Here is a 23,442-nt window from a genome sequence, read left to right on the forward strand (position 1 = left end):
GTAGTCCCAGTCGGTCAGGATGAAGTCGTGCGGCATCCCGATCTGGGCGATCTCTTCGGCATCCGCGTTCCCGATGGACGCACGGATCTGTGCCTCGGTGAGTGGTCGCATCGGTTCAGTCTAGGAAATCCGGCTCCGCCGGGCGCCCCTACTGCACGTCGAACAGCCCGTGCGCGCCGCGCTCGGCATCGATCATGAAGTGCGACACGAACGGATAGGTGCCCTTCTCGGGGAACGTCAGCTCCACGAATCCGCCCTGACCGGGATCCAGAGCGAGCGCCTGCGAACCGGTGTCCTTCGACCTGTTCAGGAGGTACGCGCCCTCCGACCACACCGTGTCGAACTGTCCGCCGATGACGTGGAAGCTCGTGGCGCGCTCGATCCCGGCATCCAGCACCCAGACCCGCACCCGCTCGCCGGCCTTCGCCGGGAGAGGCGCGTGGTCGTACTGGTTCGCGTACCCGTTGAAGGTCACCAGATCGGGCTTTCCCTCGGCGATCTTGTCCGCGTCGACGGTGCCCCCGTCGTGGTCGCCCAGGTAGTACTCGTTCTGCACGAGCACGTAGCTGCGATCCACCGAGGGAAGGTCGTCGGGCTCGATGATCACGCCGCCGAACATGCCATTGGCCATGTGCGAGGTCATCGGCATGGTCGCGCAGTGGTACATCCAGATGCCTGCGCGCGTGGCGGTGAACGTGTAGGTCAGGCTCTCACCCGGGGCGATGGTGCGCATGGGCCGGTCGGGGGCGAGCGCGCCGGCGTGGAAGTCGATGGAGTGCCCCATCGTCGCCTTGTTCTCGAGCGTGATGACGAACCTGTCACCGACCCTGCCGTGCAACAGCGGCCCGGGTGACGTTCCGTTGTACACCCACAGCGTCTGCGTAATGCCCGGCGCGACCTCGATCTTCTTGTCGGTGACCGTGAGCGTCAGCGCGCGGGTGACGGGTCCGTCTGATGCCGGCAGCGGGTCGACCGCGGCCTTGAACGGCGTGAAGGTCGGACCGGGCTTCTCCTCCATGCCGGGCATGGAGCCCATGTCTCCCCTGTCGTGGGAAGCGGTCGGCTCCGGCGTCGGAGATGCGGATGCGCCGGTCGCGACGATGGTCATGACCATGCCCATCTGGCGGTGTCCGGGCACCGAGCACCAGCCGTCGGTGTTCGCGGTGATCACGCCGGCGTCCACCGTGTCGGAGGCGCCGGGGCCCAGTCGTGCGCTGGTGGCGCCGTTCGCCAGCACCAGGTCGTGCGTGAGCTGCTTGTCGGTGTTGGTGATCTTGATGATCAGCCGCGTGCCGGCGGGCACCTCGATGCGGTTGGGTGTGAAGCGCATGTTCGCGGCCTGCACCTCGACGGTCTTCGTCGGCGCGCTCGAGGATGCTGCCGGCGCGGGGCCCCAGCCCATCCCGGCCGGGTCGGCGGCGGAGGCGCCGGCCACCACCAGCAGCACGGCCAGCAGTCCTGCGACGGCCTGCCCCGCACGGCGGCCGTGGGGCTGCTCGCCTTCGGGAGTGATGGGGCCGTGTCTGCGTGCCGGCCTCGCGGCATCCTCCCCCGGCTCCGGTGCATCACGCGGGTCGCCGCCGGTGAGCCTCTTCTGCTCCAGGCTCAGGGTGGCTCCCTCGGCCTTGGAGCGCCGCTGCGCGCGCATGGCCGTCAGCATCACCAGCAGGAACGACGCCATCGCGATCAGGTACATCACGGCTGCGGCGGTGCTCACCGCGCCCGAGACCGGCAGTGCGGAGACGGCCAGCGCCGTGTTGGCCGTGGCGACGCGCAGCGGACCCGCGGCATCGAACCCGCGGGTGCCGGTGCGCACCGGCGTGGGCCCCCCTCCGAGCACGACGGGGATCAGGTAGCTGAGCGCGCCGACCAGCACCTGCGCGGCGAAGCCCGCGGCCAGGAACGGCACGGTCCGCTGGAGAAGACCTTCGAGGACATCGAAGCCGGCGCCCGTGAAGAAGGCCGTCAGCGCGCCGATGATGAGCGCGACGACCACGCCCGCCCACCAGATCAGGCCCATGCCGACCGACAGCGCGGCGAAGCTGCGCGGCGCCTTCTGCCGGGCTGCGCGAAACAGCGAGACGCCGATGATGACGAGTCCGCCGAGGTAGCCCGCCAGGCCCAGCGCGACGACGGGCAGCTGCCCGATGGTGGCGCCGACGGCGGCGACCAGCACTCCCACCGCCATCAGCGGCAGCGCACTGGCGGCGCCGGTCGCGGAGTTCTCGTGCGCGCGAGTCCGCAGGATGGTCGGCCACAGTGTCACGACGGTGCCGGCGACCGTGAGGCCGATCCAGCCCAGCACATTGATGAAGGCGTGCGCGAGCACGAGGTTCGAGGAGCCGTCGCCGCGGGCCAGCCATGCTCCGAGGCCGGCGCCGACGCTCAGCAGCGCGGCGGCGGCGATGTAGTACCGGATGGTGTGCCCGAACCTGCCCGGCATGCTGCGACGTGCCCGGTGCCACAGGCTGATGCCGTGCCACAGCACCGCAGCGATCAGCGCCGCCGCGCCGACGAGAGTGACCGGCCATACGCGGGTGAGCACTCCGGTGATGATGACCGCGGCGCCCCCGTTGGAGAGGACGAGCCGCCAGGTCTGCGTGCGGCGATCGGCCTCGGTGGCACGGCTGCGCAGCAGGGCGAACGAGAAGTACTGGCTCCACACCAGGATCGCGTGCGTGACGGCACCCAGTAGCAGCAGGTGGATCATCAGCCAGCCCGGCATCGGCAGCACGCCCTGCGCGAGAGCGGCGAGCACCACCAGGATGAGCCACAGCAGGGTGGGGATGTCGCGCATCGGCCAGAAGCCGCGGTTGCGGGGTGCGGGAGCAGGCTCGGGTGCCGCGGAGATGTTCGGCGTCATGCAGAGGGTCCTTCAGAGGGCGCCCTGCGGGCAGACGCTCCTGTCTCGGGGGAATCGGAGGCGGATGCCGTGGATGCGGGCTTCGCGAGGCCGAGCGTCACGCGGCCGGCCTCCGTCGGGTCGGCCTGCGCGGATGCCGTGGGGCCGGCCTTGATGGGCCCCAGCACGGCACTGGTGATCGACACGGCCATGAACAGCAGCAGGGCGATGACGCCGAGCACTCCGCCGATCTGCCAGCCCGCCGGCATCCCGAGCCCGTCGCCGACCCACAGTCGCACGACCAGCGCGAGCTGCAGGATCGAGATCGGCGCCCAGAAGATGGGCCGGTACGGCAGGGCGATGTGCAGCACGGCCGGCAGGATCGTGGTGGCGTGCGCCATGATCATCGAGAACGTGTAGCCCAGGAACACGGCGTGGATCACGGCGTCGTACGCAGGCTGGCCGGAGGGGTACCCCAGCAGCAGCACGAGCGCCGCCAGCGCCAGCCACACGTAGCCGGCCAGGATGCAGGCGGCCATGTACCGCGTGACGCCCTTGGCCCTGATCGTGCGCCGTGCCACATCGTGCACGATCAGCCAGCCGGTCAGCGAGAGCAGCCAGACGCCGAGCAGGATCGATCCGAGATCGGGAAAGGCCAGTCCCAGCGCCAGCGATGCGGTGATCGCCCAGGCGTGCAGCAGAAGCCGGATGCCGGCCTTCGGCCCCATCGTGATGCGCGCGAGCTCCACGCGCTCGGCGGCGATGGTCAGCACGAGGAATCCGATCAGCCAGGGGATGACGCGCGTCATCTCCTCCTGCCCGATCCAGATCACCGCTCCCACGGTGGCCAGTCCCGCCGCCAGCAGCTGGGTGAGCAGCGCCGCGTCGTACTGCCGCTGCCAGAGCGGGATGTACAGCAGCACGAAGGATGCCGCTCCCGCGGCCAGCACGATCTTCCCCACCACCAGCGGGACGGGCCCGACCACCAGCAGCACGCCGCCGATGCCCAGCAGCGCCGGCGTGATGAAGCCTGCAGGTCTCCCGTATGCCGTCGAGCGCTCCAGGCTGATCAGGGTCCCGACGAAGCCCAGCGACAGCAGCATCCCGTGCACCTGCGGCAGGCGCTCGGCGGTGACCGGCGCGGGCAGGCCGAGCAGCATGAGGCCGGCATCGAGCCCAGCGAGCAGCGCGATGCCGGCGGGCAGCATCCACAGCATCCGCGCGGGGAGGCGCCTGCGCTCGCGCTTGTCGGTGAGCACGCCCCTGTCGCCGTTCACGCGCTTGCCGGTCGTCAGGCGCTTGCCGGTCGTCAGGGACTCTTCGGCGCTCACGACGCGACACGCAGGTGCAGCAGGCAGCCGCCGTCGGCGCGCAGCGGCAGCAGGGCGGCATCCGTGTGGCCGGCGCGGGAGCCGACGATGCCGGCGATCATCCCCTCGTGCACGGCGCAGACGACGTCGGTGCGGCGTGCCGCAGCCGCCAGCAGCGGGCAGCGACGTAGCACGATGTCCGGCCCCTCCTCCTCGGGGGCGAAGCCCTGTTCGCGCATGAGGTCGACCACCAGCGCACGGGTGTCCTCCTCAGCGTCCGGGCGATCCTCGGCGATCTGCGCACCCCAGCGGATGCCGGAGTCGCGAGCCTGCGCGACGGGGTCGTCGGCCACGCGGTCGAGGGAGTCGGCGAGCGCGAGGGCGAGCCCCGCGTAGGGGTTCACGATGTCGGGGCGGGGTGCTTCCCACCGCCACCCGGGGCGACCGCGGCCCTGGGCCTGCGCGCGGATGCGGCGGAGCCTGCCGTCGTTGCGCAGCCGATCGAGGTGCTCGCGGACGGTGTTCTCGTGCAGCCCGGTGGCCGCCGCGATGTCCGCTGTGCTGGCCGATCCGCGGGATTCCACCTCCCGGAGCACGCGTTCGCGCGTGCGTGAAGTCCTCCGCTGTTTTTCCACGGTACTTATTGTAATAAAATCATCGACGAAACCCCTACCCGCAGAGATGGAGAACACCCCATGGGCAACATCGAGATCCACCGGTCGAGGTCGGAGGCCGTCGACCAGAGCCACGCCGCGAACTGCACCTGCGGCGAGGTAGACGAGGACCTGCCCGAGCTCGACGTGCAGCTCATCCCGCACGCCATCCGTCACGCGGCGATCTTCGGCGCCATCGAGGCACTGCGCCCGGGTGCTGCGCTGATCATCTCGGCGACGCACAACCCGCTGCCGCTGCTCACGCAGCTGGAGGCCAAGCACGGCGCCGCCTACACCACCAAGTACGTCGAGCAGGGCCCTGAGCGCTTCCGCATCCTGGTGCGCAACGCCGGCTGATCTCTCCGGGCACATCCCGCCGAGACCCTCGCAGCATCGAGACCCCTCGCGGATCACGCGATTCACGAGGGGGTCTCGGCATTCAGGAGGGGTTTCGGCGCACGACGTCGGCGATCGTCATGCGTCGGTCGCGCCGCCGACGTACATCGTGCGGTGCAGGATCTGCACATGCGATCGCATGCGCTCCACCGCAGCGATCGGGTCGTGCCGCCGGATGGCGTCGACGATGCCGACATGATCCTCATTCGCGCGGTGCAGCCGCTCGATCGGATAGGGGATGAAGTAGGTGTACAGCTCAGCCAGCACCGCGCGGTAGGGTTCCACGGCCCACGGCAGGTCGGCCGCCTGCGCGACCGCCAGATGGAACTGCTCGTCGGCGCGGTGGTACGCGCTCCAGTCGCCCGCCGAAGACGCGTCCGCGACGTGCGATTCCATGGCGGCGACGTCGGCGGGCGTGGCTGACAGGGCCGCGTGGTGCACGAGCGCGCATTCGAGCAGCGTGCGCACGTCGATGAGGCGGTGCACCTCGGCGGCGTCCTGCCGGTAGACCTCGGCTGCCTGATCCGGGCTCGCATCGCGGCGCCCCGTCGTGAACGTGCCGCCGTTGCGACCGCGGCGGCGCTCGACGAGCCCGTCCTCCGCCATGGACTCGAGGGCCCGTCGCACGGTCATCTCGCTGACGTCGAGAGCCGTCGCGATCTCGGCGTCCCGCGGCAGGCGCTCGCCGGCCCCGATGAGGTCGAGTTCGACGGCGAGAGCGATGCGCGCGCGCACCGTGTCCGATGCGGACAGCCGCGTGATCCCGGTCAGCTCCGGGTCATGCAGGGCGCCGCGCGCCGCCTCTCCTGCACTCGACATGCCCCCACACTATCCCGGGACTGGACTTAACTGTTCATTGTGATCTATTTTAGGGAGGTCGCATCCGAACCCGGATCGGCTGACAAGGAGGTCACGATGACTCGCACGCTCCGCATCGCCGCCGTGCAGGCAGCACCCGTCCGCCTCGGCACCCCGCTGGAGGCCTTCGCCGCCGACGTCCGCCGGCAGCGGGATTCCGGCGCCGACGTCGTGGTCTACCCGGAGCTGCACCTGTTCAGCGCCGATGCCTGGCCTCCTGAGGAACGCGAGCAGCGCCAGCGCGCAGCATCCGTGGCACTGGACAGCACCCTCATCGACGATCTCCGCGGCATCGCCCGCGATGCGGGCGTCGGGCTCATCCCCGGCAGCATCTGCGAACGCGGTGAGCACGACGAGCTGTACAACACGGCGCTGGTCATCGCCCCCGACGGCGCAGTGACCGCGTCGTACCGCAAGGTGTTCCCCTGGCGGCCGTTCGAGCCCTTCGACCCGGGCGACGCCTTCGTGACCTGCGACCTGGGCACGGGCACGGCCGGGCTGTCGATCTGCTACGACGCCTGGTTTCCCGAGGTCACCCGCCACCTGGCCTGGATGGGGGCCGAGGTGGTCATCAATATCGTGAAGACCACCACCCCGGACCGCGCTCAGGAGCTGGTCCTCGCCCGGGCGAACTCGATCGTGAACCAGACGTTCACGGTCAGCGTCAACTGCGCAGGCCCCATCGGCATGGGGCAGAGCATCATCGTCGACCCCGAGGGGCAGGTGCTCGCCACCGCGGGTACCGATCCGGAGGTGCTCCACGTCACCCTCGATCTCGACGAGGTCGACCGCGTGCGCGAAGAGGGCACCGCCGGGAGCAACCGCATGTGGTCCCAGTTCCTGCCCGGAGACAGCGCCATCAGCCTCCCCCTCTACGACGGCCGCATCGATCCCCATCGGTGGGAGCCGCAGAGCACGACCCGTACGCATCAGCAGTAGTCCAGCACGTCCAGAACCCGACAGGAGACGAAGATGTCCACCCAACCCCACCTCACCCGATCACTCGGGCTCACCTCGCTGGTCCTGTTCGGACTGGCCTACATGACCCCGCTCATCGTCCTCGGCATCTTCGGCGTCGTCGCCGAGACGACCGGAGGCGCCAGCGCGTCCGCGTACCTGGTCGCGCTCGTCGCGATGCTGTTCACGGCATCCAGCTACGGGCGGATGGCGACCGCCTATCCCGTCGCGGGATCCGCATACTCGTACGTGCGTCGCACGATCGATTCCCGCGTCGGCTTCCTGGTCGGCTGGGCCGTGCTGCTGGACTACCTGTTCCTGCCCATGGTGATCTGGCTCATCGGCGGCGCCTACCTCCAGGCGGAGTTCCCGGCCGTGCCCGGGTGGGTGTGGATCGTCGGGTTCGTGATCACCACGACCATCCTCAACATCCTCGGCATCAAGGTCGCCGACCGCACGAACTACATCATGATGGCGTTCCAGGTGCTCGTCATCGTCCTGTTCGTGGCGCTGTCGATCGGATCCGTCGTCAGCCGCTCCGGCGCCGGCGGACTGTTCGACGCGGGTCCCTTCGCGAACGGCACGTCGAACTTCACGATGGTCTCTGCGGGCGCGGCCATCGCCGCGTACTCGTTCCTCGGGTTCGACGCCGTGACCACCTTCACCGAGGAGACGAAGAATCCGACCCGCACGGTTCCACGCGCCATCATGCTCATCGCCCTCATCGGCGGCGGGATCTTCATCCTCGTGTCGTACACCACGCAGCTCGTCCACCCCGGCGGGCAGTTCACGGATGCCTCCTCGGCGGCATTCGACATCGCGCTGACCATCGGCGGCAACGTGTTCGGCGCGATCTTCCTCGCCGGCCTGGTCATCGCGCAGTTCGCCTCGGGACTCGCCGCCCAGGCATCCGCCGCACGTCTGCTGTACGCGATGGGACGCGACGGCGCGCTCCCGCGGCGCATCTTCGGCGAGGTCAGCCGCAGGTTCCGCTCCCCCGTCGTCAACATCGTCCTCATCGGTCTCGTCGGGATGGCGGCGCTGTTCCTGGATGTGGCGACGTCGACGTCGTTCATCAACTTCGGAGCGTTCACTGCGTTCACAATGGTGAATGTGTCGGTCATCGTGTACTACGTGAAGGAGCGCCGCAGCGGACGGATGCTGAATCCGCTCGTCTACGTGGTGATCCCCGCCATCGGCGCGGTGATCACGGGATACCTGCTCACCAAGCTCGATTCGAACGCGATCGTCCTGGGGCTGAGCTGGCTGGCGGTCGGGATCGTGGTGCTGGCGTTCGTCACCAAGGGGTTCCGCACGCTTCCTCCTGAACTCACCTACGAGAAGGACGAGGATCCGAGCGCGCCGGATCCGGTGACCGCCTCCGCGGCGGAGTGAGCTCATGCGCCTCGCGCTCGCGCAGATCGATTCCGGCACGGATGTCGCGCACAACCTCGCGCTCATCGAAGCCGGGTTCGACGACGCCGCGGCGCGAGGCGCTGACCTGCTCCTGTTCCCCGAGTACGCGATGTACGAGAAGAAGGCGGTGGACGGCAGCTTCGCTGCGGTCGCTCAGCCCTTGGACGGCGGCTTCGCCTGCGCCCTCTCCGCCCTCGCCCGGCGTCACGGGATCGCCGTCATCGCCGGGATGGTCGAAGCGGATGCTGCGGGCGGGAACCCCTTCAACACCCTGGTCGGATTCGATGCGGACGGCTCGCCGGCGGGCGCCTACCGCAAGATCCACCTGTACGACTCCTACGGCTTCCGGGAGTCGCAGTGGATCTCCCGCCCCGCCCCGCCCCGGCACGTGGTGATGGCGCTCGCCGGAATCCGGGTCGGAGTCATGACCTGCAACGACCTGCGCCACCCGTCCGTGGCGGCGCAGCTGGCCGGTGACGGCGCGGACATCCTGGCGGTGTGCGCGTCCTGGGTGCCCGGCCCGCAGAAGGTCGAGCAGTGGCGCGTGCTCGCGGCCGCGCGTGCCATTGAGAACATGATCGTCACCGCCGCCGTGTGCCAGGCGCCGCCGGTGTCGATCGGCACCAGCCTGGTCGTCGATCCGATGGGCGTCGTTCTGGGCGTGCTCGATGCCGCACCGGGGATGCTGTGCGTGGACGTCGATCCGGCTGCCACCTCGCGTGCGCGCGCTGCTGCTGCACGCTGACCGATCATCGCTCCTCGATTTCTTTCGAGTGGCATCGGGCCGGTATGCTTGATACTCGCGCCCCCGGTTGACTGGACAAGCCGGACGGGGGTGCACTGGCAAGTTGCCCGAGCGGCCAAAGGGAGCTGACTGTAAATCAGCCGCGTAAGCTTCGGGGGTTCGAATCCCTCACTTGCCACCAGCTGAAGGCCCTCGCTGAGCGAGGGCCTTCAGTCATTCATCGCCGGTGTCCTCATCCCGTCCTGAAGCCCGTGACCTTGTGGGTGCCGTCGCAGAACGGCTTGATCGCCGACATTCCGCAGCGGCACAGCGCCACGGCTCCGGTGCGCGCGGGAATCGTCGTCCCGTCCGCCGTGGCCAGCTGCATGTCGCCGCGGACGATCAGCGGGCCGTTGGGGTACGGCGTGATCGTGACAGGCCGATCGCTCATGCGGCACTCCCCTTCTCGACCAGGGCGGAGCGGCCGCTCCGCCAGCGCTCCAGCACGTGCTCGGCCACCAGGCCGTCGACCGCGAGGCAGGCGGATGCGCCGAAGAGGATGTCGGGCAGCAGCTCGGGATGGTCCTCGGCAAGTGCGCCCGCGAGGTCATGTCCGGCGATCTGCTCGTGCACGGCATCGGCCTCGACGTGCTCGTCGAAGTAGTCGGTGACGTCTTCGCCGAACCCCAGGCGACGCAGTCCGTCTCCGTAAAGACGGTTCGGGATCGATGAGGTCATCTCGAATGCGGCGAGGTGACCGACGATGGCGCCGAGCAGCCTCCGGTTCATGCCGAACATCGACATCATGTTCAGCGACGTCAGCGTGAGCGCGGGGACGACGTCCGCGTACGCGCCGTAGCGATCGTCCAGTCCCGCTCCGCGCATCGACTTCGCGAAGATCTCGGCGTGCACGCGATCGGGGCGCCCGCCGCCGTACTCGTCGGCCTGGATCTCGACAAGGGCCGCCTTCGCCCTGCCATGCAGGCGCGGGATGGCCCACGAGTGGGGATCGGCCTCGTGCAGGGTGTAGATCGAGCGGAGCACGAGGAACTCCAGCGCCTGCTCCCGAGTCGCCTTCCTCGCCACGTATCGCGTGAGGCTCGGACCGTCGTCCGCGGAGGTCAGCTCGAACAATGCTGCGGCCACCGCCCCGACCGACGGCTCGGGCGCGGACGGCACCGGGACGATGCCGCGGAGCGCAGCCTCGAAGGCTCCCTCCAGCTCGGATCGCACGGCGAGCAGGTCGGCGTCCCACTCCAGCCGCGCATCCAGTCCCGGCAGCGAGCCGTAGGCGAGCGCATAGAGCAGGAAGAGGGCGAACTGGATGTCGCCATCGCGGAGGATGTCGTCGGCGGCGTCGATCGCCGCCTGTGCTTCCGGCCGGAGGTCGGCCCTGGTGTCGCCGTCGAGCCTTCGCAGGAGGGCTGCACTGAGGGGCCCTCGCGCCGGGATGGTCCTGATGCGGTGGGAGCGGGATCGTGTCGCGTCCATGACGGTCCTCTCGAGTCGGCCTCCACGATGGCATGGACCGCACGATGGCGACGAGACCCTTGACGTCGCGCTCCGCGGCGGATACTCGACTGCGCATGGGCGACCACCCGGCAGTGCCTGCAGTGTCAACCCCCTCACCATGCGGTGACGGCACGAGCAGGATCATGACCAGCACACCGGCCGGATGGGAGGTGACCCGATGATGCGCACTTTCGGGATCGAGGAGGAGTTCATGCTCGTCGATCGTCGCACCCTCGCACCCGTGGATCTCGCAGGCGATGCTGTCGCCGAACTCGGCGAGCGCCCCCACCGAGGAGAGGTGACGAACGAGTTCCTGCCCTCCCAGTTGGAGCACGCCACCGCGATCTGCGAGGATCTCGAGGAAGCGCGGCTCGCGATCAGCTCATTCCGCTCCGAGCTCGGCGCCTGGGCGAAGCAGCACGGCCTGAGGGCGATCGGCAGCGGCACCCCGTTCGATCTGCCCGGGCGCCCGCCGGAGTTCTCGTCGGCCCGCTACAGGCGCATCGCCCGCGATGTCGGGATGCTCGCCGGAGAGCACCTGATCAACGGAATGCACGTGCATGTCGGAGTGTCCGGCCTCGAGGAGGGCGTGCGGGTCGTCAACGGCCTGCGTCCCTGGCTGCCGCTGCTGGTCGGCCTGTCGTCGAACTCGCCGTTCTGGGCCGGGGCGGACACCGGACACCACAGCTGGCGTTCGATTCAGGTCCGCCGCTGGACGACGCACGGGACACCGCCCCACTTCCACGACTACGAGGAGTACCAGTCCCTGGTGGCACGACTGCAGGGCGTCGGCGCGACCAGTTCGTACAGCAGCAACGGCTGGGCTGTGAGGCTGTCACCGCGATTCCCCACCGTCGAGATCCGGGTCTGCGATGCCCAGCTCGGTTCCGACTCGACGCTGGGGCTGGCATCCGTGCTCCGCGCGCTCGCGCACGCCTGCGCGCAGGCCGACCGCCCGCCGCATCACGTGCGCACCCACGTGCTGGACTCAGAGTGGTGGCATGCGGCGCGCTGGGGCATCACGCAGCGGATCTACGACCCGACCAGCGATTCACAGCAGGACGCAGCCGAGGCCATCGCATCCCTGCGAGGCGTGATCGCACCGGCTGCGCAGGAGCAGCGTGCGGACGACTGCGTCGCCGAGTTCTTCGAGCGGATCGCGATCGAGGGGACGGGCGCGACGCGCCAGCGCGACGCGCTGCGAGACGGTGTGGAGGGGCTGTCGAGACTCCACGCACGCGCGTTCAGCGCTGCGGCCGTCTGATCGGCTCCGCGGTGCGCAGGTCGGCCGGCGCGTCCGACGGATCCGTCTCGGGGTCGTCCTCGGGCGCGAGATCGCCCTGTCCGTTCTCGCCGAGCTCGGCGCGCAGCGGATCGTCCTCCTGCGTCGTGGGCGGCTTCGCGTCCGCGGACCCGGCGCCGGATGCGAGCCGGTCCGCCTCCGCACTGTCCACGAGGTCGTCGTCGACATCGGGATTCAGCCGCGTCTCGCCGCCCTCTTCGGTCGTCGTGACGTCGTAGTCGTCGTCATCGTCCGGCGGGACCGCCGGGAAGCTCGGAATGGACATGATGCTCCTTTCACCGATCCCGACCGTACGTCGGCTCGCACGCGGTGCTCAGAGGGTTGACGGCCGTCGATCACGGGAGTATGGATGCCGTCTGCTCCCGGGTCTCAGCTGCCGAAGAAGCCGCGCTCGACGTTCCCGAGGGATTCCGGCGTGCGCAGCAGGCCGCCCTCGGCACGGCAGGTCGCGGCGGCGATGAGCATGGCACGCTCGAGCAGCCGCCGCCACTCCTTCTCGGATGACGGCTGCTCGTCGACGAGCCCCTCGGCCACCGCTGCCAGCGTCGCATCGCCCGCCCCGACCGTGTCGACGATCGGGCCGGGCAACTCCGCAATCGGAGCCGCCAGCTCACCGGCATCCGATTCCAGCACGGCGCCATCGCCGCCGGCCGTCGCGAGGACGGCATCCGCCCCCAGGTCGCGCAGCCGCCGGCGCAGGGCGTCGAGATCACCCTCGTGAAGCAGGGCGGCGTCGTCGGCCCCGACCTTCACCAGCTCGGCGCGCGCCGCGAGGCCTTCGAAGCCGCGCATGAAGGCGACCCGGTCGTGCAGCATCCCGGTACGCGGGTTGGGGTCGATCACCAGACGTGCGTTCGCGGTGGCGTCCGCCAGCGCCTGCACCTCCGCCTGGACGTCGAAGGGGAAGCAGCTCACCGCAACCAGCGCCGCCGCTTCGATCGCGTCGAGTGCCTCGGCGGAGTAGCGGATGCTGCGCCGCTGCGCGGCCTCGTTGAACGCGTACTCCGGCTCGCCGCTTGCCGAGCGCGTCACGACCGCGCGAGAGGATCCGCTTGCTGACGGGCTCGCGATGAGCGTCACGCCGTGGTCGGCGAGGTACTCGCGGATGTGGTCGCCCGCGGCATCCGCTCCCACCATCGCGATCAGCGTCGCGGGCACGCCCAGCCGGCGCAGCCCGACGGCGACGTTGAGGGCGGCCCCGCCCACGAGCTCGCGGATGCCTGCGGCATCCCGGATCTCATCGATCAGCGCATCGCCGATGACGACCACACCGTGCTCAGTGCTCATCCCGCGAGACTATCGCGGGATGCGAGATGCTCCGGCATCCGCCCGCATGCTCCGCCTCATCCTCACTACCGGCTGAGGACAGGAGAACAGCCGAGGACAGGACGATCTCCGCAAAATTCGCCTGTTCCCGGCATGTTCTCCTGCTGTTGGCCGCCGCAGAACCGGAAGGCTGCTCGGAACCGGAGGAGAACGGCGATCTTCGTCCGAATCAGGGACGTCTCCCGGATCTCGGATGCCTTGCTCCGGCGCCGAACCCGGAGGTCGGATGCCGTGCTCCGGCGGCCACACCCAACCGGCGCGGCGCGAAACCGCCGGCATCGCGCTCGCCTAGCCTGTGGGCATGAAGATCCGCGATGGCGCGGTGATCGCGCTCCTCCTGGCAGGAATGCTCGTACTGGCCGCCTGCACCCCAGCATCCCAGAAGGAGCCCGCCGCCGGACACTCCGCGCCACCGGCATCCGCTTCGTCTGCACCGACCGATCAGGCGACACCACCGGACACGCCCTCGCCGATCGGTTCGGCGACGCCGACGCCCACACCGACGACGAAGGCCGTCAAGCTTCCGGCGGACTGCAAGGCGATCCTGTCGCAGAGCGTGCTCGCACAGCTGAAGGACGTGCCTCTGAACGACCCGGCGTTCGGCGAGAGCGGCAGCCTCGAGAACGGCTCGCTCGTGTGCAACTGGGGTGACCCGCGCGCCGACACCACGCGGCTCACGACGAAGATCCAGCGGATGTCGCGCAGTCTGGCCCTCGACCTGCTCAACAGCCTCGCCGACAGCCAGGGGTTCACCTGCTTCACGCCCGACGGCGGCACGCGCTGCGAGAAGACGTGGAAGAACACGCAGTACCCGGTCACCGACGGCCGCACGCTGTTCTGGCGGCAGGACGTGCTCATCGACACCCGGTATTCGAACCTCGCGCCCAGAGGCTACACATCCAGCATCATCAAGAGCATCTGGGGCTGAGCGCCCCGCGACGACACGGGAAAGGCCCCGGTCCTCCGAAGAGGGCCGGGGCCTTACGGCTCCGAACAGGGAGCTTGAATCACATTCAGTTGTACGTACCGGGCGTGATGTCGTCGGTCGAGAACGCGTCGAAGTCGACATAGCCGAAGTCGCCGTCGGCGTACGCGCCGTCGGATGCGAAGATCCGGTTCGGGTAGCGCTCGCTCTTGGCCTCCTCGGTGGCCTCGACCGTGATGTCACGGTACTTGGTCAGACCGGTGCCGGCCGGGATGAGCTTTCCGATGATGACGTTCTCCTTGAGACCGACCAGCGGATCGCGCTTGCCCTCCATGGCGGCCTGCGTGAGCACGCGGGTCGTCTCCTGGAAGGAAGCCGCCGACAGCCACGACTCGGTCGCGAGCGACGCCTTCGTGATACCCATCAGCTCCGGGCGACCGGATGCGGGGCGCTTGCCCTCGGACACGGCCTCACGGTTGATCTGCTGGTAGCGCTTCAGGTCGACCATCTCACCCGGCAGCAGCGTGGTGTCGCCGTGGTCGACCACGGTGACCTTGCGCAGCATCTGACGGACGATGACCTCGATGTGCTTGTCGTGGATCGGCACGCCCTGCGAGCGGTACACGCCCTGCACACCGCCGACGAGGTACTTCTGCACCTCGCGGGCGCCCATGACGCGCATGACCTCCTTGGGGTCGAGCGTGCCGACCTGAAGCGGCTGGCCGACGGAGACGTGCTGGCCGTCCTCGACGAGAAGCGTCGCGCGCTTCAGCACCGGGTAGACGACTTCCTCATCACCGTTGTCGGGCGTGAGGATGACCTTCTTGGCCTTGTCGGTCTCCTCGATCGCGATGCGGCCGTCGGCCTCGGCGATCGGGGATGCGCCCTTCGGCGTGCGTGCCTCGAACAGCTCCTGCACACGCGGCAGACCCTGGGTGATGTCACCGGCCGACGCGAGGTGGAAGTTGCGCATGGTCAGCTGGGTGCCGGGCTCGCCGATCGACTGGGCAGCGATGATGCCGACGGCCTCGCCGATGTCCACCGTCTTGCCGGTGGCCAGCGAACGGCCGTAGCACTGCGCGCAGACGCCGACAGCCGAGTCGCAGGTCAGCACGGAGCGGACCTTGATCGACTGCACACCGGCCGCGACCAGCCTGTCGATGAGCACGTCGCCGACGTCCTCACCGGCGGTCGCGAGAACCTCTCCGGCCTCGTTCACGACGTCGGATGCCAGGGTACGGGCGAACACGGAGTTCTCCACGTTGGCGTTGCGCACCAGCTCGCCGGCCGTGTTCGGCTCGGCGATCGGCAGCTCCAGGCCCTTCGTGGTGCCGCAGTCGTCCTCGCGGATGATGACATCCTGCGAGACGTCCACCAGACGACGGGTCAGGTAACCCGAGTCGGCGGTGCGCAGAGCGGTGTCGGCCAGACCCTTGCGGGTACCGTGCGTGGCGATGAAGTACTCCGCCACGGACAGGCCCTCGCGGTACGAGGAGATGATCGGACGCGGGATGAGCTCACCCTTGGGGTTGTTCACCAGACCGCGCATACCCGCGATGTTGCGGATCTGCAGCCAGTTGCCTCGAGCACCCGAGGACACCATCCGATAGATGGTGTTGTCCGACGGGAAGTTCTCGATCATGGCGGCCTGAACCTCGTCGGTGGCGCTCGTCCAGATCTGGATGAGCTCGCGACGACGCTCGGCGTCGGTGATCAGACCCTTGTCGTACTGGCCCTGGACCTTCTCCGCGCGCTTCTCGTAGCCCGAGACGATCTCGCCCTTGTTCGGCGGGGTGACGACGTCGCTCAGCGCGACGGTCACACCGGAGCGCGTGGCCCAGTGGAAGCCGGCGTCCTTGATCCGGTCCAGCGAGGCCGCGGTCTCGACCTTGGGATACTCCTCGGCCAGCTTGTTGACGATCTGCGACAGCTTGCCCTTGTCGGCGACGCCGCGCACGAAGGGGTAACCCTTCGGCAGGGTGTCGTTGAAGATCGCCTGACCCAGTGAGACGTCCACGAGGCCGTGGCGCTCGTAGCCCTCGGGGGCCTCGCCCTCGAGGAAGGTCAGACCGGGGATGCGGATGCGCGCCTTGGCCTGCAGGTCCAGCGTGCCCTCGTCGTTGGCGAGGATGGCCTCGCCGACCGAGCCGAACGCACGACCCTCACCGGCAGCGCCCTCCTTGACCGTGGTCAGGTGGTGCAGACCGATGATCATGTCCTGCGAAGGCAGGGTGACCGGGCGTCCGTCGGACGGCTTGAGGATGTTGTTCGAGGCCAGCATCAGCACGCGGGCCTCGGCCTGAGCCTCGACCGAAAGCGGCAGGTGCACGGCCATCTGGTCGCCGTCGAAGTCGGCGTTGAACGCGGCGCACACCAGCGGGTGGAGCTGGATGGCCTTGCCCTCGACGAGCTGCGGCTCGAACGCCTGGATGCCGAGGCGGTGCAGGGTGGGTGCACGGTTCAGCAGCACGGGACGCTCGCGGATGACCTCCTCGAGCACGTCCCACACCTCGGGACGGGTGCGCTCGACGGCGCGCTTGGCGGCCTTGATGTTCTGCGAGTGGCCCAGGTCGATCAGGCGCTTGATCACGAACGGCTTGAACAGCTCGATCGCCATCTCCTTGGGCAGACCGCACTGGTGCAGCTTGAGCTGCGGGCCCACGATGATCACCGAGCGACCCGAGTAGTCCACGCGCTTGCCGAGCAGGTTCTGACGGAAGCGACCCTGCTTGCCCTTGAGCATGTCGCTCAGGGACTTCAGGGCGCGGTTGCCGGTGCCGGTGACGGGACGACCGCGGCGGCCGTTGTCGAACAGCGCGTCGACGGCCTCCTGCAGCATCCGCTTCTCGTTGTTGACGATGATCTCGGGGGCGCCGAGGTCGATCAGACGACGAAGACGGTTGTTGCGGTTGATCACGCGACGGTACAGGTCGTTCAGGTCGCTGGTCGCGAAGCGGCCACCGTCCAGCTGGACCATCGGGCGCAGCTCCGGCGGGATCACCGGGACGACGTCCAGCACCATGGCGGCCGGGCTCATGCCGGTCTGCAGGAAGGAGTTGACGACCTTCAGGCGCTTGATCGCGCGGATCTTGCGCTGGCCCTTGCCCTCGGAGATCTGCAGGCGCAGGCTCTCGGCCTCCCCGGCCAGGTCGAAGATCTCCAGGCGGCGCTTGATGGACTCGGCGCCCATGTAGGCCTCGAAGTACTGACCGAAGCGGTCCTGCAGCTCGTGGAAGACGTCGTCCTCCGGGCGCAGCGCGCCCACCTCGAGGGTGCGGAAGTCCTCCCACACGCGCTCGAGCTTGGCGATGGCCTCGTCGGCACCCTTGCGGGTGAGGGTCATCTCCTTCTCAGCGGCGTCCTTGACCTTCTTCTTGGCGTCGGCCTTGGCACCCTCCGCCTCCAGGGCGGCGAGCTCCTCCTCCAGCTTGGCCATGCGCTCCGCGATCTTGGCATCGCGGCGGTCGCCCAGCGTCTTCAGCTCGAGGCGGATGTTGTTCTCCTGCGTGGCCAGGTCGCGGTGACGAGCATCCTCGTCGACCGAGATGACCATGTACGCGGCGAAGTAGATGACCTTCTCGAGGTCCTTCGGCGCCATGTCCAGCAGGTACCCCAGGCGTGACGGGACGCCCTTGAAGTACCAGATGTGGGTGACGGGCGCGGCGAGCTCGATGTGGCCCATGCGCTCACGACGGACGGAGCTCTTGGTGACCTCCACGCCGCAGCGCTCGCACACGATGCCCTTGAAGCGAACGCGCTTGTACTTGCCGCAGGCGCACTCCCAGTCGCGGGAGGGTCCGAAGATCTGCTCGCCGAAGAGCCCGTCCTTCTCGGGCTTCAGCGTGCGATAGTTGATGGTCTCGGGCTTCTTGACCTCGCCGTAGGACCATCCGCGGATGTCCTCCGCGGTCGCGAGGCCGATTCGAAGCTCATCGAAAGTTGTTGCGTCGAGCACTTGTTCTCCTGTGTAGAAAATCTGTCTGCAACCCGTGGGTCACTGAGCCATGCCTGCGTGTCAGATCTCGTCGATCGACGCGGCTTCGAAGCGGCTGGAGATGTTGATGCCGAGTTCCTCCGCCGCACGGAAGGCCTCGTCGTCGGTGTCGCGGAGGTTCACCGCGGTGCCGTCGGCCGAGAGAACCTCGACGTTCAGGCAGAGCGACTGCATCTCCTTCATGAGCACCTTGAAGGACTCGGGGATGCCCGGCTCCTGGATGTTCTCGCCCTTGACGATGGCCTCGTACACCTTGACGCGGCCGAGGATGTCGTCGGACTTGATCGTGAGGAGCTCCTGCAGTGCGTAGGCGGCGCCGTAGGCCTCGAGGGCCCACACCTCCATCTCACCGAAGCGCTGACCGCCGAACTGGGCCTTACCACCGAGCGGCTGCTGGGTGATCATCGAGTACGGGCCCGTGGAGCGCGCGTGGATCTTGTCGTCCACCAGGTGGTGCAGCTTCAGGATGTACATGTAGCCGACCGACACCGGGTCCGGGAACGGCTCGCCGGAGCGGCCGTCGAACAGCTGGGTCTTGCCGGAGCGGTCGACCAGGCGCACGCCGTCGCGCGTGACGCGGGTGGAGTCCAGCAGCCCCGCGACCTCGTCGACGCTCGCACCGTCGAACACCGGGGTGGCGACCTTGGTGTTCGGGGCGACGTCGCGGGCGTCGTCGGCCAGCTTGGCCGCCCACTCCGGGTTGCCCTCGACCTTCCAGCCCTGCTTGGCGATCCACCCGAGGTGGGTCTCCAGCACCTGGCCGAAGTTCATGCGGCCGGGGATGCCGAGCGGGTTCAGGACGACGTCGACCGGGGTTCCGTCGGCGAGGAACGGCATGTCCTCGACCGGCAGGATCTTGGCGATGACGCCCTTGTTGCCGTGGCGGCCGGAGAGCTTGTCGCCCTCGGTGATCTTGCGCTTCTGGGCGATGTAGACCACGACGCGGCGGTTGACGCCCGAGCCCAGCTCGTCGTCGCCCTCCTCGGCGTTGAACTCCTTGACGGCGATGATCGTGCCCTGCTCGCCGTGCGGCACCTTCAGGGAGGTGTCGCGGACCTCGCGGCTCTTCTCGTTGAAGATGGCACGCAGCAGGCGCTCCTCGGCCGAGAGCTCGGTCTCGCCCTTCGGGGTGACCTTGCCGACCAGGATGTCGCCGGGGCGGACCTCGGCGCCGATGCGGATGATGCCGCGCTCGTCCAGGTCCTTCAGCAGCTCGGGGCTGACGTTGGGGAGGTCACGGGTGATCTCCTCCTTGCCCAGCTTGGTGTCGCGGGCATCGACCTCGTACTCCTCGATGTGGATCGAGGAGAGGGTGTCGTCCTTCACGATCTCCTGGCTCAGGACGATCGCGTCCTCGTAGTTGTGGCCCTCCCACGGCATGAACGCGACCAGCAGGTTCTTGCCGAGCGCGAGCTCGCCGTTGTCGGTGGCGGGGCCGTCGGCGATGACCTCGCCGACCTCCACGCGCTCACCGGCGTTGACGACGACGCGCTGGTTGTAGGACGTGCCCTGGTTGGAGCGGTCGAACTTGCGCAGGTGGTACTCCTGCGTGCCGCCCTCGTCGAGCATGACGACCACGCGGTCGGCGGAGACCTCGCTGACGACACCGGCCTTCAGCGCGGTGATCACGTCGCCGGCGTCGATGGCGGTGTAGCCCTCCATACCGGTTCCGACCAGCGGGGAGTCGCTGCGCAGCAGCGGCACGGCCTGGCGCTGCATGTTGGCGCCCATGAGCGCGCGCTGCGCGTCGTCGTGCTCGAGGAACGGCACCAGCGAGGTCGCGACCGACACCATCTGGCGCGGCGAGACATCGATGTAGCCGATCTCCTCGGGCAGGAACAGGTCGACCTCGCCCGATCCGCCGCGGGGGCGGGCCAGCACGTGGGTCTCGGTGAAGCGGCCGTCGGCGGCCAGCGGCGCGTTGGCCTGGGCGATGTTGAAGTCGGCCTCCTCAGCGGCGCTGAGGTAGTCGATCTGGTCGGTGACCTTACCGCCCTCGACCTTGCGGTACGGGGTCTCGATGAAGCCGAACGAGTTGATGCGCGCGAACGTCGCAAGCGCGCCGATCAGACCGATGTTCGGGCCTTCAGGCGTCTCGATCGGGCACATGCGGCCGTAGTGCGACGGGTGCACGTCGCGGACCTCGACGCCGGCGCGGTCGCGGCTGAGGCCACCGGGGCCCAGGGCCGACAGACGGCGCTTGTTGGTCAGACCCGCGAGCGGGTTGTTCTGGTCCATGAACTGCGACAGCTGCGAGGTGCCGAAGAACTCCTTGATCGCGGCCACCACGGGGCGCACGTTGATCAGGGTCTGCGGGGTGATCGCCTCGATGTCCTGCGTGGTCATTCGCTCGCGGACGACGCGCTCCATGCGGGAAAGGCCCGTGCGGACCTGATTCTGGATGAGCTCGCCGACGGCGCGGATGCGGCGGTTGCCGAAGTTGTCGATGTCATCGGTCGCGATGCGGATCTCGGCCTTCTTGCCCGAGCGGATGCCCTCGAAGGACTCGTCGCCGCGGTGCAGGCGCACCATGTACTTGATGGTCGCGACGATGTCTTCGACAGTCAGCACCGAATCGGTCAGAGCGCCGGCCAGCCCGAGCTTCTGATTGATCTTGTAACGACCGACCTTGGCCAGGTCGTAGCGCTTCGGGTTGAAGTAGAAGTTGTCCAGCAGCGCACGGGCGGCCTCGGCGGCGACCTGCTCGCCCGGCCGCAGCTTGCGGTAGATGTCGCGGAGCGCGTCCTCCTTGGTGAGGATGGTGTCCTTGGACAGCGTGTCCTCGATGGAGGGGAAGCCGGCGAACTCGGCGAGGATCTCCTCGCTGGTCATGCCGAGGGCCTTCAGGAAGACCGTGACCGACTGCTTGCGCTTGCGGTCGATGCGCACGCCGACCTGGTCGCGCTTGTCGACCTCGAACTCGAGCCAGGCGCCGCGCGACGGGATGACACGGGCGGTGACGATGTCCTTGTCACTGGTCTTGTCGGGCGTCTTGTCGAAGTACACGCCGGGCGAGCGCACCAGCTGCGAGACGACGACGCGCTCGGAGCCGTTGATGATGAACGTGCCCTTGTCGGTCTGCAGCGGGAAATCGCCCATGAAGACCGTCTGGGTCTTGATCTCACCGGTGAGGTGGTTCATGAACTCGGCCTCGACGTACAGGGGGGCGGCGTACGTCTTGCCACGCTCCTTGCACTCGTCGATCGAGTACTTCTCGGGCTCCAGGTACGGGTTCGTGAACGAGAGCTGCATGGTCTCGCCCAGGTCCTCGATGGGGGAGATCTCCTCGAAGATCTCACCGAGGCCGGAGACCTGCGGGACGTCGTTGCGTCCGGCCTTCTTGGCCTCGGCCGCGCGGGCCTTCCAGCTGTCGTTGCCGACGAGCCAGCCGAACGACTCGGTCTGGATTGCCAGCAGATCAGGGACAGCCAACGTGTCGGAGATCTTGGCGAACGAGAGGCGGGAGACTCCGCGGCCGTTCTTCTTGGTGGTGGATGTGGATGCGTTGCGAGCAGCAGCCAAGGGAGTAACCTCCGTGAGCCCGGGCAGGGGCTGGTAGTTTCCTAGACGTCGGTGGAGTGCGCGCTCGAGACCTCGACGACTGCCGACCACCATATGAGGGCACGGAGATAGCGAGCGCAACTACCAACTATAAGCCCGATTCTGCGACATGGCAAGTGTGATCCTTGACCAATCCGGAAAGCTGCGGTAAAAGCATCCGCATTCCCGGATCCGGATGCCGGATAGGCTCGTGCTCATGGGCAGAGCACGCGGCCGGGATGCCGAGAATCCGCGCATCCGGCTGCAGCACGGCGGCATCGCCGAGATCGCGCCCAGCGAGTTCACGAGCGGCTTCGAGCTGATCGTCGACGGCACGCCGCAGTCCCACGTCGACCTCGACGACCCCCGGCATCTGCACTTCGAGTACGTCGTGCGGATGGGCGCGGTGATCGATCAGCTCGGCGCCACGGCATCCGCTCCTCTCAGCGCCGTGCACTTGGGCGCCGGCGCCCTGACCATCCCCCGCTACATCGCCGCGACCCGGCCCGGGTCGCGGCAGCAGGTGATCGAGTGGGAGGCGCCGCTGGTCGAACTGGTGCGCGAGCATCTGCCGCTGCCGAAGGGCGCGGCCATCCGGATGCGGATCGGCGACGCCCGCGAGGGGCTGCGGCGGCTGCCGCCCGCGCTGCGCGGCCGCTGCGACCTGGTGGTCTCGGACGTCTTCTCGGGCGCGCAGACGCCGGCCCATCTGACCAGCGTGGAGTTCTACCGCGAGATCGCCGGGCTGCTGGCTCCCGACGGCGTGCTGCTGGTGAACGTCGCCGACGGGCCCGGGCTCGCGTTCGCGCGCCGGCAGGTGGCGACGGCCGCGGTCGCGTTCGCAGATGTCGCGGTGCTGGCCGACACGCAGATCCTGAAGGGGCGCAGGTTCGGGAACCTCGTGCTGGCGGCATCCGCCTCCCCGCTTCCGACCGAGTGGCTGCCGCGGATCCTGGCCGCGGGTCCCCATCCGGCGAAGATCGCCCAGGGTCAGGAGGCGGTCGCCTTCGCGCACGGCGCGCAGATCGTGACGGATGCCGACGCCACGGCCTCTCCGAAGCCGGATTCCTCGCTGTTCCTGAGGTGAGCCGGGCGTGCCTCGACGGGTTCTCGGTGGCGCGGGGCAGACTGGGACGACGCGGAGAGGAGCAGTCGTGAATGTGATCCAGGGATACGACCCGGAGACTCTGCGCGAGATCGTCGACGAGCGGGAATGCCGCATGCGGCTCGAGGAGATCGAGCACCAGCGCAGCCTGCCTCTGCTGATGGAGCGCGTGTTCCTGCTGAAGGTGCTCGACCGGCTCGACGAGGCTCTGGAGGCCGCCGAGGAGGCCGTGCGCCAGGCGCGCATGGCGGGCACTCGCAAAGACCTGCTGCGCGCTCGGGTGCTGCACGCGACCGTGCTGCAGAACCGCGGTGCGCACGAGGCTGCGGCCAAGGAGCTGCTGCACGTGGCCGATGAGGCGGAGGGACAGCGCTGGGCCGGCATCGCCGCGTTCGCGCACCAGCATCGCGGCCGCAACGCGTACGAGGCGCAGGAGTTCACCGAGGCCAGGGAGAGCTTCAAGCGCTCGCTGTTCCTGCGCCGCGAGGCCGGAGCTGACGATGCCGAGCTGGAGAAGGCGCTGCGCGCCATCGAGGCCGCCGAGCGCCGCAGCACCGAGAACGTCGACGTCCTGATCTGAC

General features: G+C 68.6%; 18 protein-coding genes and 1 tRNA gene. 9 read left to right on the top strand and 10 right to left on the bottom strand.

Features of this window, described 5'->3' with window-relative positions:
• Nucleotides 1–148 precede the first annotated feature (148 nt).
• From WA967_RS12155 to WA967_RS12165, 3 genes are read right to left on the bottom strand one after another with little or no spacing between them, the layout of a single operon-like run.
• The gene (locus WA967_RS12155) at nt 149–2,863 is read right to left on the bottom strand and encodes a multicopper oxidase domain-containing protein (protein WP_424422903.1); all 2,715 of its coding nucleotides are present in this window, start codon (nt 2,861–2,863) and stop codon (nt 149–151) included.
• Nucleotides 2,860–4,173 carry a hypothetical protein gene (locus tag WA967_RS12160; RefSeq protein ID WP_424422905.1) on the bottom strand — a complete coding sequence of 438 codons (1,314 nt, stop codon included), beginning with the start codon at nt 4,171–4,173 and terminating at the stop codon, nt 2,860–2,862. The genes WA967_RS12155 and WA967_RS12160 overlap by 4 nt, the downstream gene beginning before the upstream one ends.
• Nucleotides 4,170–4,787, bottom strand: a complete 618-nt coding sequence (locus WA967_RS12165; RefSeq protein WP_424422908.1) for a helix-turn-helix transcriptional regulator — start codon at nt 4,785–4,787, stop codon at nt 4,170–4,172. Before WA967_RS12165 ends, WA967_RS12160 begins: the two co-directional genes overlap by 4 nt.
• Before the next feature lie 60 nt (nt 4,788–4,847).
• Here WA967_RS12165 and WA967_RS12170 point away from each other — a divergent pair, with 60 nt between their 5' ends.
• Nucleotides 4,848–5,162: a DUF2249 domain-containing protein gene (locus WA967_RS12170; protein WP_424422910.1), complete on the top strand. Its 315-nt coding sequence runs from the start codon at nt 4,848–4,850 to the stop codon at nt 5,160–5,162.
• A 117-nt stretch (nt 5,163–5,279) separates the two neighbouring features.
• Here the strand turns inward: WA967_RS12170 and WA967_RS12175 are convergent, their stop codons facing one another.
• Nucleotides 5,280–6,020, bottom strand: coding sequence for a FadR/GntR family transcriptional regulator (locus WA967_RS12175; protein WP_424422912.1), 741 nt, complete (start codon nt 6,018–6,020; stop codon nt 5,280–5,282).
• A 96-nt stretch (nt 6,021–6,116) separates the two neighbouring features.
• On the opposite strand from WA967_RS12175, the gene WA967_RS12180 reads away from it, so the two are divergent.
• The 4 genes from WA967_RS12180 (at nt 6,117) to WA967_RS12195 (ending at nt 9,358) form a co-directional block, all read left to right on the top strand.
• Nucleotides 6,117–6,998 carry a carbon-nitrogen hydrolase family protein gene (locus tag WA967_RS12180; RefSeq protein ID WP_424422914.1) on the top strand — a complete coding sequence of 294 codons (882 nt, stop codon included), beginning with the start codon at nt 6,117–6,119 and terminating at the stop codon, nt 6,996–6,998.
• Nucleotides 6,999–7,031: 33 nt separating this feature from the next.
• A complete protein-coding gene (locus WA967_RS12185; RefSeq protein ID WP_424422917.1) occupies nt 7,032–8,411 on the top strand; it encodes an APC family permease in 1,380 nt (459 codons plus the stop codon).
• A 4-nt stretch (nt 8,412–8,415) separates the two neighbouring features.
• Nucleotides 8,416–9,177: a nitrilase-related carbon-nitrogen hydrolase gene (locus WA967_RS12190; protein ID WP_424422919.1), complete on the top strand. Its 762-nt coding sequence runs from the start codon at nt 8,416–8,418 to the stop codon at nt 9,175–9,177.
• A gap of 97 nt (nt 9,178–9,274) precedes the next feature.
• Nucleotides 9,275–9,358: transfer RNA gene (locus tag WA967_RS12195), tRNA-Tyr, on the top strand.
• Between the two features lie 51 nt (nt 9,359–9,409).
• Here the strand turns inward: WA967_RS12195 and WA967_RS12200 are convergent.
• Both WA967_RS12200 and WA967_RS12205 read right to left on the bottom strand, forming a co-directional pair.
• Nucleotides 9,410–9,607: a CDGSH iron-sulfur domain-containing protein gene (locus WA967_RS12200; protein WP_424422921.1), complete on the bottom strand. Its 198-nt coding sequence runs from the start codon at nt 9,605–9,607 to the stop codon at nt 9,410–9,412.
• Nucleotides 9,604–10,647: an iron-containing redox enzyme family protein gene (locus tag WA967_RS12205; RefSeq protein WP_424422924.1), complete on the bottom strand. Its 1,044-nt coding sequence runs from the start codon at nt 10,645–10,647 to the stop codon at nt 9,604–9,606. Before WA967_RS12205 ends, WA967_RS12200 begins: the two co-directional genes overlap by 4 nt.
• 199 nt (nt 10,648–10,846) lie before the next feature.
• Here WA967_RS12205 and WA967_RS12210 point away from each other — a divergent pair, with 199 nt between their 5' ends.
• Nucleotides 10,847–11,932, top strand: a complete 1,086-nt coding sequence (locus tag WA967_RS12210; RefSeq protein WP_424422927.1) for a carboxylate-amine ligase — start codon at nt 10,847–10,849, stop codon at nt 11,930–11,932.
• Here WA967_RS12210 and WA967_RS12215 read toward each other — a convergent pair.
• Together WA967_RS12215 and WA967_RS12220 are read right to left on the bottom strand one after the other, a co-directional pair.
• Nucleotides 11,913–12,236, bottom strand: coding sequence for a hypothetical protein (locus WA967_RS12215; RefSeq protein ID WP_424422929.1), 324 nt, complete (start codon nt 12,234–12,236; stop codon nt 11,913–11,915). The two genes, WA967_RS12210 and WA967_RS12215, sit on opposite strands and share 20 nt — an antisense overlap.
• A 104-nt stretch (nt 12,237–12,340) precedes the next feature.
• Complete coding sequence (locus tag WA967_RS12220; RefSeq protein WP_424422932.1) at nt 12,341–13,258, bottom strand: PfkB family carbohydrate kinase; 918 nt, start codon at nt 13,256–13,258, stop codon at nt 12,341–12,343.
• A gap of 340 nt (nt 13,259–13,598) precedes the next feature.
• On the opposite strand from WA967_RS12220, the gene WA967_RS12225 reads away from it, so the two are divergent.
• Nucleotides 13,599–14,225: a hypothetical protein gene (locus tag WA967_RS12225; protein ID WP_424422934.1), complete on the top strand. Its 627-nt coding sequence runs from the start codon at nt 13,599–13,601 to the stop codon at nt 14,223–14,225.
• A gap of 85 nt (nt 14,226–14,310) precedes the next feature.
• Here the strand turns inward: WA967_RS12225 and rpoC are convergent, their stop codons facing one another.
• Together rpoC and WA967_RS12235 are read right to left on the bottom strand one after the other, a co-directional pair.
• Nucleotides 14,311–18,177 (bottom strand): DNA-directed RNA polymerase subunit beta', encoded by a 3,867-nt coding sequence (gene rpoC, locus WA967_RS12230; RefSeq protein ID WP_424422936.1) that lies wholly within the window; start codon nt 18,175–18,177, stop codon nt 14,311–14,313.
• 60 nt (nt 18,178–18,237) lie between these two features.
• Entirely contained in the window at nt 18,238–21,738 is a 3,501-nt protein-coding gene (locus WA967_RS12235; RefSeq protein ID WP_424422938.1) for a DNA-directed RNA polymerase subunit beta, read from the bottom strand.
• Between the two features lie 235 nt (nt 21,739–21,973).
• On the opposite strand from WA967_RS12235, the gene WA967_RS12240 reads away from it, so the two are divergent.
• Together WA967_RS12240 and WA967_RS12245 are read left to right on the top strand one after the other, a co-directional pair.
• Entirely contained in the window at nt 21,974–22,843 is an 870-nt protein-coding gene (locus WA967_RS12240; protein ID WP_424422941.1) for a spermidine synthase, read from the top strand.
• A 67-nt stretch (nt 22,844–22,910) separates the two neighbouring features.
• Nucleotides 22,911–23,441 carry a hypothetical protein gene (locus WA967_RS12245; protein ID WP_424422943.1) on the top strand — a complete coding sequence of 177 codons (531 nt, stop codon included), beginning with the start codon at nt 22,911–22,913 and terminating at the stop codon, nt 23,439–23,441.
• Nucleotide 23,442: the final 1 nt, after the last annotated feature.

The organism is Microbacterium sp. (genome assembly GCF_049650565.1).
GTDB lineage: Bacteria > Actinomycetota > Actinomycetes > Actinomycetales > Microbacteriaceae > Microbacterium.